The organism is Microbacterium aurantiacum, assembly GCF_031625015.1.
In the GTDB taxonomy this organism is placed as follows: Bacteria; Actinomycetota; Actinomycetes; order Actinomycetales; family Microbacteriaceae; genus Microbacterium; species Microbacterium aurantiacum.
Window position 1 is genome coordinate 614,049 of the sequence record NZ_JAHWXH010000002.1, and the last position, 11,729, is coordinate 625,777.

The window sequence follows — 11,729 nt, forward strand, 5'->3', positions numbered from 1 at the left end:
GCCACGACCGGTCCCGCACCCGAAGGGGGGCCGCGATTCGCGTCGGTTCGGAAGCCGTGATAGTGTTTCTTCTTGTGCCGCGGGGTGGAGCAGTTCGGTAGCTCGCTGGGCTCATAACCCAGAGGTCGCAGGTTCAAATCCTGTCCCCGCAACAAGAAGAAGAGGGCGTCTCGGAAGAGGCGCCCTTTTCGTTTCCGCTTTCGCCTCCCGGGCGCCCCACGGTGCGGCAGGATGGACACTCCCGTGCACCGCTTGTATCATCGGGCACAGCAGATCGCTAGATAAACTAGCGAAATACCTGGAGTGTGTGATGACAGCTGGCGACGATGTGGTGCTCCTCGACGATGAGGGGACGATGATCGGCACCGCGCCGAAGAGCAGCGTGCACGACTTCGACACCGCGTTGCACCTCGCCTTCTCCTGTCACGTCGTGAACGAGCGAGGCGATGTCCTCGTCACGCGCCGCGCGCTGAGCAAGGTCGCGTGGCCGGGAGTGTGGACCAACTCGTTCTGCGGTCATCCGCGCCCGGGTGAGGACATCTCCGACGCCGTGCACCGCCGAGCTGCCGACGAACTCGGGATGCGGGTGGAGGAGGTCCGCGTGACGTTGCCCGACTTCCGGTACCGCGCCGTGGACGCCAGCGGGATCGTCGAGAACGAGATCTGCCCCGTGTACACCGCCCGCGCGGCATCCGAACCGGTCCCCCACCCGGATGAGGTCATGGAGATCCGCTGGGTCGAGCCCGAGCGCCTCGCCGACGCCGTGCGTGCGACGCCGTGGGCCTTCAGCCCGTGGCTGGTCCTGCAGGCCGCACAGCTTCCGCTGCTCACCGACGCCCCCAGGTCGCGACGGTCATGATCGCACTCTCCCCGCATCCGCAGATCGACGACACGATCCATGAGGCGCTCGCGCGGATGCGATGTCGACGTGGTGCGCTCGGCGAGGCGTTCGATGCATTGATCGACGCCTCCGACCGCGCAGCTCGCGGTGGCAAGCGTTTCCGTCCCGCGCTCGTCGTCGCCGCCTTCGAGAGCCTCGGCGGCGACCTGGGTGCCGCTCCCGGCGTGTTCCCGGTCGCCGCCGCCTTCGAACTGCTCCATACGGCATTCGTCGTCCACGACGACGTGATCGATCACGACACCGTCCGTCGCGGCATCCCCAACGTCGCCGGGGAGTTCCGCCGGCGTGCCGAGGAGCAAGGAGCGGATGCCGCGGGTGCCGCCCTCCTCGGGGACGCGGCGGCCATCCTCGCCGGCGACCTCCTGCTGCATGAGGCCTTTCGGCTCATCGCCCTCGCACCGGTGGATCTGACCGCCCGCGTGCGGCTGATGGAGCTCCTCGACGAGGCCATGTACGTCTCCGCGGCCGGCGAGCTGGCGGACGTGGAGAACAGTGTCGTCGACGATGCCCCGCACCACGCCGTCCTCGACGCGGCGTACAACAAGACCGCCGTCTACTCGTTCAGCGCTCCGCTCTGCGCGGGCGCCGCGCTGGCCGGGGCGTCCCCGGAGGTCACCGGACTCCTCGAGCGCGCGGGCGGTCAGCTCGGTCTCGCATTCCAGTTCGTAGACGACCTCATCGGCGCTTTCGGCACCGACGATCAGGCAGGACGCGCGAGCGGGGGCGACCTGCGCGAGGGCAAACGGACACCGCTGGTCTCGCTCGCCCGCGAGAGTGCGACCTGGGCTCAGGTCAACGACGCGATCGCCGTCGCACACACCGGTCCCATCGCCGTGCAAGAGGCGCAGCGGATCCTCGAGGCCAGTGGAGCCCGGGCGCAGATGCGCGCACTCGTCGACGGCGCGCTCGCCGAGGTGCGCGGAGTGTCCGCCGATCCCGCACTGCCGGCGTCCGCGGGGTCCCTCCTGCGCGCGCTCGCCGACGGGGTCGAAAGTCGCATCCCATGACCGAGGAGACCGAGGGCATCACGGGGCTGGCCCTCTACGACAAGACCGCGCGCGACGCCGCGGACATCGTGATCGCGCGGTACTCGACATCCTTCGCACTCGCGTGCCGCCTGCTCGGGCCCCGCCCCCGCACGCACGTCCGGACCATCTACGCGCTTGTGCGCGTGGCCGACGAGATCGTCGACGGCCCGGCCGTCGCCGCCGGCCTCTCGGTGCCGGAAGCCGAAGCGATGCTGGACGAACTCGAGGCCGAGACCTACCGGGCGATCGCACAGGGCTTCAGCGCGAATCTCGTCGTCCACGCCTTCGCCCTCACCGCCCGCGAGTGCGGCATCGGGGAAGACCTCGTGGCCCCTTTCTTCGCCTCCATGCGGACGGACCTGTCCACATCGACCCATGACGACGCGTCGCACGATGACTATGTGTACGGGTCCGCGGAGGTGGTGGGCCTGATGTGCCTGCAGGTCTTCGTCAACGCCGGGGAGCCTCGCCCCCGACCAGCCGACGCCCGGCTGGTCGACGGCGCCCGACGCCTCGGTGCGGCGTTCCAAGACGTCAACTTCCTCCGGGACCTCGATCATGACGCATTCGCGCTCGGTCGTGATTACCTCGGGATAGGCTCGGGAACTGTGAGCCGCGACGCCGTTCTGGACCGTATCGATGCGGACCTCGCCGCGGCCGCGGCCACCGTCCCCCACCTTCCCAAGGACTGTCGTCGCGCCGTCACCGCGGCGCACGATCTGTTCTCGGAACTGTCCCGCCGACTGCGCGCAGCCGAGCCGGGCTCAGGTCGCGTGCGGGTGCCGGACCCGGTCAAAGCCCGCCTGGCGGCCCGCGCCTGGCTGGGGTTCTCGCCACGGAAGGTTCTCTCATGAGCGACTCTGCTTCCTCTTCGCGTACGGCCATCGTCATCGGCGGGGGTATCGCGGGTCTCGCCACCTCCGCGCTCCTCGCGGAGGAAGGATGGTCCGTCCGGCTCCTCGAAGCGCGCTCTGATCTCGGGGGACGCGCCGGGTCATGGGATCAGGACGGATTCCGCTTCGACACCGGGCCGAGCTGGTACCTCATGCCGGAGGTCTTCGACCACTTCTTCCGCCTCCTCGGAACGAGCGCCGACGCCGAACTGGATCTCGTCCGCCTGGACCCCGCGTACCGGGTCTACTCCGACCCGGCGACGGGTCGGCAGCCGCTGGATGTCCGCACGGGCCGCGAGCTCGCCACCGAGCTGTTCGAGAGTGTCGAGCCGGGGGCGGGCGCGCGCCTTGCGGACTACCTCGACTCGGCCGAGGACGCCTACGATCTCGCGGTGTCCCGCTTCCTCTACGACACCTACGAGACGACCGCGGGACTGCGGGACCCCGCGATCCTCCGCCGCATCCCGACCCTGGCACCCCTGCTCACCCGATCCCTGGCTTCTCATGTGGATCGGAAGTTCACCGATCCCCGGCTGCGCCAGATCCTCGAATACCCGGCGGTGTTCCTCGGCGGATCCCCCTACGGCGTCCCGAGCCTGTACCACCTCATGAGCCACCTCGATCTCGATGACGGCGTGCTGTACCCCCGTGGTGGATTCGTCGAGGTGATCAAGGCGATCCAGCGCCTCGCCGCGGCGCGGGGTGTCGACATCGTCACCGGCGCAGAGGTCGTCGAGATCGTCACGGGAGCACCCGATCGCGGCTCACGTGCGCGGGCACGCGCCACCGGTGTCCGCACCCTGGACGGCACACTGCACGAAGCCGACCTCGTGGTGTCCACCGCAGACCTGCACCACACCGAGACCTCGCTCCTCCCCACGGAGCTGCAGACCTATCCGCAGTCGTGGTGGGACACGAAGACCCCCAGCCCGGGCGCTCTCCTGCTCCTACTCGGCGTCGACGGCGAGCTCCCCCAGCTCGCGCACCACACGCTCCTGTTCGCCGATGATTGGCGGACCAACTTCGAGGACATCTTCGGCGACCGCCCCCGCATCCCCGACCCCGCTTCCCTCTACATCTGCCGGCCGAGCGCAACCGACGCCGACGTCGCACCGACCGGTTCGGAGAACGTGTTCGTCCTGGTACCGGTGCCCGCCGACCCCGGATCCGGACACGGCGGAATCGACGGGGACGGGGACCCCCGCACCGAGGCGGCCGCTGACCGTGTCATCGAGCAGATCTCGCAGTGGTGCGGCATCCCCGACCTGAAGGACCGCATCGTCGTGCGGCGGACGATCTCTCCCGCGGACTTCGCGACCGACCTGCACTCTTGGCGCGGCAACTCCCTCGGTCTGGCGCACACCCTCGGCCAGAGTGCGATGTTCCGTCCGCGCAACACGTCGCGCAGGGTCGACGCGCTCGCGTACGCGGGAACGTCGGCACTGCCGGGCATCGGGCTTCCCATGTGCCTCATCTCCGCCGAGCTCGTCGTGAAACGGCTTCGCGGCGACCGCACCCCCGGTCCCATCCCGGAGCCCGCGAGAGTCTGACATGCCGGGGCTCTACCTCGCCGCGCTCCTCTTCTCCCTGGCCGGCGTGGCGCTCACCGACGCGCGCCTCAAGCTCGCCGCGTGGCGAGATCCGCGCCGGACGATCATCGCCGTCATCCTCGGCACCGTGTTCTTCCTGATCTGGGACGCGGTCGGAATCGCCACGGGCGTCTTCGTCAAGGGAGACAGTCCGCTCCTGCTCGGGATCGACCTCGCTCCCCACCTCCCGCTGGAGGAACCGGTCTTCCTCATCTTCCTGTCCTACCTCGCCCTCGTCCTCCACGGAGCGGCGATGCGTCTGCGTGCCCTCCGCGCGGGGCGCCGCCCCGTGAGCGGTCAGGGGGGAGAATCGGCGGTATGACCTATCCGCTGATCGTCGTCCCCTTCGTGGTGATCACGGTACTCGTCACGCTCGCCACACGGCGACGCCCTCGCTTCCGAGAGCGTATGGTCGCCTCCGGTTGGGCAGCCGGAGGACTTCTGATCCTCACGGCGATCTTCGACAACCTCATGATCGCCGCCGACCTTTTCGCCTACCCTCCGGAGCACCTCAGCGGGCTGCGGATCGGCCTCGCTCCCATCGAGGACTTCTCCTACCCGCTGTGCGCGGCCTTCCTGATCCCCGCCGTGTTCGAGCTGCTCTCCCCCCGTCTCCCCCAGGAAGCGTCATGACCGCCCTCCCGCTGCGACCGGCCGCGGTCTCCCGGCAGCTCTTCGTCTCGTCCCGCCCCGTCAGCTGGGTCAACACCGCGTTCCCCTTCGCGGCGGCGTATCTGCTGACGACCCGACAGATCGATCTGACGCTGATCCTCGGTGTCCTGTTCTTCCTCGTGCCGTACAACCTCGCCATGTACGGGATCAACGACGTCTTCGATTACGAGTCGGACCTCCGGAACCCCCGCAAGGGGGGTGCTCACGGCGCGATCCTCGACCGTCGACTGCACCCCGTGACCCTCTGGGCGGCGGGCCTGTCCTGCCTTCCCTTCGTCATCTATCTTGTGATCATCGGGTCGCCCATCTCGTGGTTGGTCCTCGCCGCGAGCCTCTTCTTCGTCGTCTTCTACAGCGCGCCGCCCCTGCGATTGAAGGAGCGGCCGTTCGCGGATTCCGTGACGAGCAGCATCCACTTCTTCTCCCCCGCCGTGTACGGGCTCGTGCTGGCCGGTGCGACGTGGACGTGGCAACTCGGACTCGTGGTGGCGTCCTTCGCGCTCTGGGGGGTCGCATCGCACGCCTTCGGCGCGGTCCAGGATGTCGTCGCGGACCGCGAGGCGGGGATCGCGTCCATCGCCACTGTCCGCGGAGCACGCTTCACCGTCCGCTTCGCACTGGCGTGCTACACGCTCTCGGGTCTCGCGATGCTCGCCACCGCGTGGCCCGGCCCACTCGCCGCGATTCTCGCCGTGCCCTACCTCCTAACGGTGTGGCCATACCGCAGGATCACCGATGCCGGCGCGGCGGACGCGACGCGAGGATGGGATCGATTCCTGTGGCTCAACCAGATCACGGGCTTCGGCGTCACGCTCCTCCTCATCTGGTACGCGATCCTCACCCGCTGACCTGCCCGCACCGCACGACGAAGAGGGACGGACCGGGAATGACCCGCTCCGCCCCTCTTCCGCACATCCCCGTCAGTCGCCGCTGAGCTCCAGCAGCTGCTCGACGGCCGCGGTCAGCCGCTCGTCCGCCTCGGCGAAAGCCGTGAGATCGCCGGCGCGGAGCGCCTCCTCACGAGCCATCATGGCCTCGCGGGCATCCTGCAGTGCGGCCTCGTAGGATCCGGCCTCCGGTGCCGGCGTCGGCTTCTCGTCACCCGGCTCGGCCGGTGCGGTCGGCTCAGGGGTCGGGGTCGCGTCCGGCTCCACCGGAACGACCTCGTCGTCACCCGCCGTCGCGCCGGAGTCCCCACCGAAGAGGACGTCGAGCGCTTCCGCCAGCGTGTCCTCGAAGGCGATGTCATCACCGAAGGCGACCAGGATCTTGCGGAGCGTCGGGAGCTGGGTGCCCTGGGAGGCCTGCACGAAGACCGGCTGGACGTAGAGCAGACCGCCACCCACCGGAAGGGTGAGGAGGTTTCCGTTCAGCACTTCGGACTGGCCCTGCTGCAGGATGTTGATCTGCGAGGACACGGCGGTGTCGGAGTCGAACGTGTTCTGCACCTGCCCGGGTCCGGGCACGGTCGTGGACGCGGCGATCTCGAGAAGACGGAGCTTTCCGTAGTCCTCGCCCTTCACACCCGCTTCCTGACCGGCATTGGAATCGACGGCGAGGTAGCCCATCAGGACGTTCCGACTCGCCGCCCCGGTCGACGACGGGATGAAGGTCGTGAACATCGAGAACGAGGGCGCCTCCTGACCGGGCATCTGCATCGTCAGGTAGTACGGCGGCTGCAGCTGATTGGGGTTCTGCGGGTCCTCCGGCGTCGCCCAGGCGTTGTCCCGCTCGTAGAAGGACTGCGCGTCGTCGACGTGGTAGATCTGCAGCATCGCGCGCTGGACCTTGAACAGGTCCGTCGGATACCGGACGTGACTCATCAGGTCCGCGGACATCTCGCTGATCGGTTGCACCGCGGTCGGGTAGACGTTCTGCCACGCCTGGAGCAGCGGGTCCTCAGGATCCCACGCGTACAGCGTCACCGAACCGTCGTACGCGTCGACGGTCGCCTTCACCGAGTTGCGGATGTAGTTGATGTCGTCGAGCGCGAATCGCGGCTGAGTGTTGTTGGAGTCCGCAATGGCCTGGGAGAGCGGGACCGTCGTGGAGTACGGATAGTTCGAGCTGAGTGTGTATCCGTCCACGACCCAGACGATGCGCCCGTCGACGACCGTCGGGTACGGGTCGCTGTCCAGCTCGAGGTACGGAGCCACCTTCTCGACGCGGGTGAGGGGGTCGCGGTCATAGAGGATCTGCGATTCCTCGTTGACGTCCTCGGAGAAGAGGATCTGCTCGGACTGGAAGCGGAGCGCGTAGATCAGGCGGTGGAACATGTTGCCCACGGAAGGACCGCCGTCGCCCTCGAAGGTCACACGCGGACCCGCTCCGCCGTCGGCGCCCGACGGGTAGTCGAGCTCGATCGGCGTCGCGCCCTCGGGCGCACCGACGATGGAGTACGTCGGCGAGTACTCGCCGAAGTAGACGCGCGGTTCGAAGTCGGGGTTGTCCGAGAGGAAGCCCTGGGCGGGGATGCCCCGCTCGAGGAAGACGGGGTTGCCGTCGCTCGTCCGCTCGTTTCCGGCGGCGGCGACGAGACCGTATCCGTGGGTGTAGACGAGGGTCTCGTTGACCCACGAGGAGCCGGCGCCGAGCTGGTCGACGTTGAGTTCGCGGACGGACACGATCGTGTCCTGCATCTCGCCGTCGATCTCATATCGGTCCACGTCCAGGGGCTCCTGGAACTGGTAGTACGCCCGGTACTGTTCGAGCTGCCGCACGGTGGGCCCGATGATCGCGGGGTCCATGATGCGGATCTGCGTCGTCGTCTGCGCGTCCGCGCGGAGCTGCCCCTCCTCCGCCGAGGTCTCCGCCGTGAACTCGATCTTCTCGAGACCGTCGATGCCGTAGGCCTTCTTGGTCATCTCGAGGTTGCGTTCGTAGAACGGCCGCTCGAAGGCTGCCTGGTTGGGCAGGACCTGGAAGGTGTTGACGACCCAGGGATAGCCGACTCCGACCACGAGCGACGAGACGATCAGCAGCGCCGTTGCGATGAGCGGGTAACGCCAGCGTCCGATGACAGCCGTGACGAAGAAGAGCACGGCGACCAGCGCCGCGACGATCGAGAGGATCGTGAGCCCGGGGATCACCGCGTTGACGCCGGTGTAGCCGGGGCCGGTGATGCGGTCCCCCTGCTCGACGAGCAAGCGGTACCGATCGAGGAACAGGCTGACCGCCTGTACGGCGAGGTAGAGGCCGGCGAGGATCGCCAGTTGGATCCGCGCCGCCTTCGAGATCCGCAGCTCACGCTGTCCGACCCGGACGGAGCCGTAGAGGTAGGACACGACAGCGGTCACCAGGAGGCAGATGAGCAGGACCGCCGAGACGAATCCCACCACCGCGCTGTAGAAGGGCAGGGCGAAGAGGTAGAACCCGGTGTCGAGACCGAACTCGGGGTCGACGTCACCGGTCGGCACTCCGTTGAACCACAACCATGTCGTCTGCCACTGGGCGGACGCGGCGAATCCCGCGAAGAAGCCGAAGAAGACCGGGATGCCCCACATCGCCAGACGACGAAGCGGCTCGACCACTTCCTGGTAGCGATCGAGCTGGGAGCTGAGCCGCGCGTAGACGGGGCGGAGGCGGTAGGCGAGCTGGATGGCCAGCCAGACGGGGACGGCCATTCCGAGGAATCCGATCGCGAACATCGCGATCCGCGCCACCCACTGGGTCAGCAGCACCCCCTCGAACTCGAGCTGCCGATACCAGAGCCAATCGGCGTAGAGGCTGGCGAAGACGAAGAACGCCACCACGAGGGCGGCGACGATCGCCACGGTGATGCCGAGTATTCGTCGAGGTCGGGAGGGCGTGGCCGGGGCCGGCGCAGAGGTCGTGGTCACCCCTCCATCCTAGGTGCGCGGTTCTGGAGGGTCGCCGAGGGTGTGCTGAGGGAAAGCCGGTCGGGTCACGTGTCGCATGTGGGGAGCGCGTCGAGGTCGCCGCCCGTCGCCACCGCGTCCAGCGCCCGCATCGCGTCGTCGAGGTCCTCGACGGCGAAGACGTGGAGCCCGTCGGGGACATGCCCGACGATCTCGGGGCAGTTCGCTTCCGCCGCGAGGAAGTACGAGGCGCCGTCCCCCACTGCGCCCCAGAGCTTCTGACGCACGCCGCCGATCGGCCCCACGATCCCCTGGGCGGTGATCGTCCCGGAGCCGGCCACACGTTCGCCGCCGTTGAGCTCACCCGGAGTGAGGACATCGATGATCCCCAGGGCGAACATCATGCCCGCGCTCGGACCGCCGACGTTGTCCAACTGGATCTCGACGTCGACGGGGAAGTCGTAGTCGCTCATCAGCGTGACGCCGATCAGCCAGGGCGCGTCGGGATCTTCGCCCTCCTGCTGGGGCACCAGCGCGAGGGAACGCGTGCTGCCGTCGCGCAAGATCGTGAGGTCGACAGGCGCCCCCTCGGACGCGTCCACGATCCCCCGCAGGGCGGCGACATCCGTCACCTGCTCGCCGTCCGCGGCGAGGATGACATCGTCCTCGCGCAGGACCCCGTCTGCCGCGGAGTCCTGCACGACGGAGTAGACGCGAAGCTGCGGGGACACGTCGTAACCGAGCTCACTGAGTGCGGCCGCCGTGGCCTCCTGCTGCGAGTCGACCATGAGCGCGGCGTTCTCGCTCTGGCGCTGCTCCACGGTCTGGTCGGTCGGGAAGACCGCCTCGATCGGCAGGACGGCGCGGGTGCGGTCGAACCACGCCGTCGCCAGCTCGAACCAGGAGGGCGTGCGCTGTCGACTTCCCACCACCTGCACGGTGAGGAGATCGAGAGCTCCCTCGGTGGGGTAGGTCTCCGCGCCCTGCACCGTGATGAGCGGCACCTCCTCGCCGTCGGGGCCGGGGGCCGAGCCGAGGGTGTTGTACACCGGCCCCGGTCGCTGGATGACGTAACCGGTGGGGAGAAAGGTCAGGATGAGCAGGACGACGAGCGCGGCCGAGAGAGTCCAGATGCCCGCCACGACGGCACGCGATGGACGCCGGGGTCCGGGGCTGACGGGTGCGGAATCGTCGAAGAGCGTCACAGGAGACCTTTCTCAGCCGGGTCGTTCGCGGCCGGCTTAAGGGTTCGGGTCTCGGCCGAGACGGGGAAGGGGATGCTGCGACTAGCGTAGATCCGTACATCCGCGACCGGCTGAAAGGCGGCTGAAGTGGCAGACGACGACCGCTCTCCCGAAGAAGAATTCCAGGATCTCCTCCGTCAGCTGCTCGGCGGCGGAGGCTCAATCGACCCCGAACAGCTGTCCCAGCTCTCGCAGCTCTCGGGCATGAACATCGATCCCGCGATGATGCAGACGATCATGAGTCAGATGCAGCAGGCCTTCGCGGGCGGCGGAGACGGTGCGATCTCCTGGGACATGGCCGAGAGGCAGGCTCTCCACATCGCGGGCCAGCACGGGCTGGCGATCGGAGACGGGCATCGGAGCGAGCTGGATCAGGCCTTCGTTCTGGCGGGCCTGTGGCTCAGCGAGGTCACCACGATCTCGGAGCTGCCGAGCCCCGCGAGGTCCATCACACGCGCCGAGTGGGTCACGGCCACCCTGCCGGTGTGGCAGGAGCTGGCGGAGCCGGTTGCCACGAGCATCGCGGATGCGCTCACCGAGTCGTTGCGGGCGCAGGCGCCCGAGGAGATGCAGGACCTCGTCCAGGGTGCCGGACGCCTCATGCGGTCCGTCGGCGGATCCCTGTTCGCGTCCCAACTCGGCCAGGTCATCGGCAACCTGTCCAAGGAGGTCGTCAGCGGCGGCGACGTGGGCATCCCGCTCATGCCGGACGGCCGCGCCGCGATCCTCCCCCAGAACTTCAGTGACTTCGGTCGCGACCTGGAGATCCCGGAGGACCAGCTGGCTCTCGCCGTGGCCACCCGGGAACTGGCCCACGCACGCCTGTTCCGTCACGCCAAGTGGCTCCGCCTGCACGTGATCTCCCAGGTCACGGAATTCGCACGCGGCGTGCGCGTCGACACCGACGCCCTGGAGGATCTCGCGTCTCGCTTCGACCCCTCGGAACCGGAGGAGCTGCGCCGCGCCCTGGAGAGCGGTGCACTGCTGCCGGCCCGATCGGAGGCCCAGGAGGATGCGCTCCGCCGACTCGAGAACCTCCTCGCGACGATCGAGGGGTGGGTGGACGTCGTCACCGCCGACGCGACGACACGGCTGCCGCAGGCCGATCGCGTGGCCGAGTCCGTCCGCCGCCGCCGTGCGGTCGGTGGGCCGGCGGAGCGCGCCCTCGGTTCCCTCGTCGGGCTCGAGCTGCGGCCTCGACGGATGCGGGAGGCGGCAGCGATGTGGCGCGCGATCACAGACGCCGTGGGACCGGAGGCGCGGGACGCGCTGTGGGATTACCCGGACCTGATGCCGGGCGCGGACGACATCGACGACCCGACCTCGCTCGTGGCGCGTCTGCAGGCCCGGGCGCGCGGGGAAGAGCCCGCGCCGGACGCCATGGACGACGCTTTGGCACAGCTGCTCGCCGACTCCGAAACCGACGGGTCTGGCGACACGGACGAAGATCGCGGCTGACCCTCCTCCCCATCAGAGGTCCGGCGTCCGTTGTCGACGCCGGCCTGTGGAAAGCCGAGTCCGGCACCACGCACGCCACCAGAATCGGGCCATGCTCCGATTGAATCCGGCTCATCCACCGCTGTG

Annotated in this window: 10 protein-coding genes and 1 tRNA gene; 9 read left to right on the forward strand and 2 right to left on the reverse strand. The window is 68.6% G+C overall.

Going from position 1 to position 11,729, the window contains the following annotated elements:
• The first annotated feature begins 78 nt into the window (after positions 1–78).
• The 8 genes from KZC50_RS12635 (at position 79) to KZC50_RS12670 (ending at position 5,931) form a co-directional block, all read left to right on the forward strand.
• Positions 79–152, forward strand: a tRNA-Met gene (locus KZC50_RS12635).
• 158 nt (positions 153–310) lie between these two features.
• Positions 311–859 carry an isopentenyl-diphosphate Delta-isomerase gene (gene idi, locus KZC50_RS12640; protein ID WP_310891894.1) on the forward strand — a complete coding sequence of 183 codons (549 nt, stop codon included), beginning with the start codon at positions 311–313 and terminating at the stop codon, positions 857–859.
• Positions 856–1,908: a polyprenyl synthetase family protein gene (locus tag KZC50_RS12645; protein ID WP_310891895.1), complete on the forward strand. Its 1,053-nt coding sequence runs from the start codon at positions 856–858 to the stop codon at positions 1,906–1,908. Before idi ends, KZC50_RS12645 begins: the two co-directional genes overlap by 4 nt.
• The gene (locus tag KZC50_RS12650; RefSeq protein WP_156305225.1) at positions 1,905–2,783 is read left to right on the forward strand and encodes a phytoene/squalene synthase family protein; all 879 of its coding nucleotides are present in this window, start codon (positions 1,905–1,907) and stop codon (positions 2,781–2,783) included. Before KZC50_RS12645 ends, KZC50_RS12650 begins: the two co-directional genes overlap by 4 nt.
• On the forward strand, positions 2,780–4,372 hold the full coding sequence (crtI, locus tag KZC50_RS12655; protein ID WP_310891896.1) for a phytoene desaturase family protein: 1,593 nt from the start codon (positions 2,780–2,782) through the stop codon (positions 4,370–4,372). Before KZC50_RS12650 ends, crtI begins: the two co-directional genes overlap by 4 nt.
• A 1-nt stretch (position 4,373) precedes the next feature.
• Entirely contained in the window at positions 4,374–4,733 is a 360-nt protein-coding gene (locus KZC50_RS12660) for a lycopene cyclase domain-containing protein (RefSeq protein WP_236968629.1), read from the forward strand.
• Positions 4,730–5,044 (forward strand): lycopene cyclase domain-containing protein, encoded by a 315-nt coding sequence (locus tag KZC50_RS12665; RefSeq protein ID WP_301133118.1) that lies wholly within the window; start codon positions 4,730–4,732, stop codon positions 5,042–5,044. The genes KZC50_RS12660 and KZC50_RS12665 overlap by 4 nt, the downstream gene beginning before the upstream one ends.
• Positions 5,041–5,931, forward strand: coding sequence for a prenyltransferase (locus KZC50_RS12670; RefSeq protein WP_310891897.1), 891 nt, complete (start codon positions 5,041–5,043; stop codon positions 5,929–5,931). The genes KZC50_RS12665 and KZC50_RS12670 overlap by 4 nt, the downstream gene beginning before the upstream one ends.
• A gap of 72 nt (positions 5,932–6,003) precedes the next feature.
• On the opposite strand, the gene KZC50_RS12675 is transcribed toward KZC50_RS12670, so the two are convergent.
• Positions 6,004–8,922 carry a UPF0182 family membrane protein gene (locus KZC50_RS12675; protein ID WP_310891898.1) on the reverse strand — a complete coding sequence of 973 codons (2,919 nt, stop codon included), beginning with the start codon at positions 8,920–8,922 and terminating at the stop codon, positions 6,004–6,006.
• A 65-nt stretch (positions 8,923–8,987) separates the two neighbouring features.
• A complete protein-coding gene (locus KZC50_RS12680) occupies positions 8,988–10,106 on the reverse strand; it encodes a YlbL family protein (RefSeq protein WP_310891899.1) in 1,119 nt (372 codons plus the stop codon).
• A gap of 126 nt (positions 10,107–10,232) precedes the next feature.
• Between KZC50_RS12680 and KZC50_RS12685 the strand changes: the two genes are divergently transcribed.
• Complete coding sequence (locus KZC50_RS12685; protein WP_310891900.1) at positions 10,233–11,603, forward strand: zinc-dependent metalloprotease; 1,371 nt, start codon at positions 10,233–10,235, stop codon at positions 11,601–11,603.
• Positions 11,604–11,729 lie beyond the last annotated feature (126 nt).

What these genes read in the sequence shown, in the direction of transcription:
- idi (WP_310891894.1), top strand. Translation starts at nt 311, where the DNA reads ATGACAGCTGGCGACGATGTGGTGCTCCTCGACGATGAGGGGACGATG.
- KZC50_RS12645 (WP_310891895.1), top strand. Translation starts at nt 856, where the DNA reads ATGATCGCACTCTCCCCGCATCCGCAGATCGACGACACGATCCATGAG.
- KZC50_RS12650 (WP_156305225.1), top strand. Translation starts at nt 1,905, where the DNA reads ATGACCGAGGAGACCGAGGGCATCACGGGGCTGGCCCTCTACGACAAG.
- crtI (WP_310891896.1), top strand. Translation starts at nt 2,780, where the DNA reads ATGAGCGACTCTGCTTCCTCTTCGCGTACGGCCATCGTCATCGGCGGG.
- KZC50_RS12660 (WP_236968629.1), top strand. Translation starts at nt 4,374, where the DNA reads ATGCCGGGGCTCTACCTCGCCGCGCTCCTCTTCTCCCTGGCCGGCGTG.
- KZC50_RS12665 (WP_301133118.1), top strand. Translation starts at nt 4,730, where the DNA reads ATGACCTATCCGCTGATCGTCGTCCCCTTCGTGGTGATCACGGTACTC.
- KZC50_RS12670 (WP_310891897.1), top strand. Translation starts at nt 5,041, where the DNA reads ATGACCGCCCTCCCGCTGCGACCGGCCGCGGTCTCCCGGCAGCTCTTC.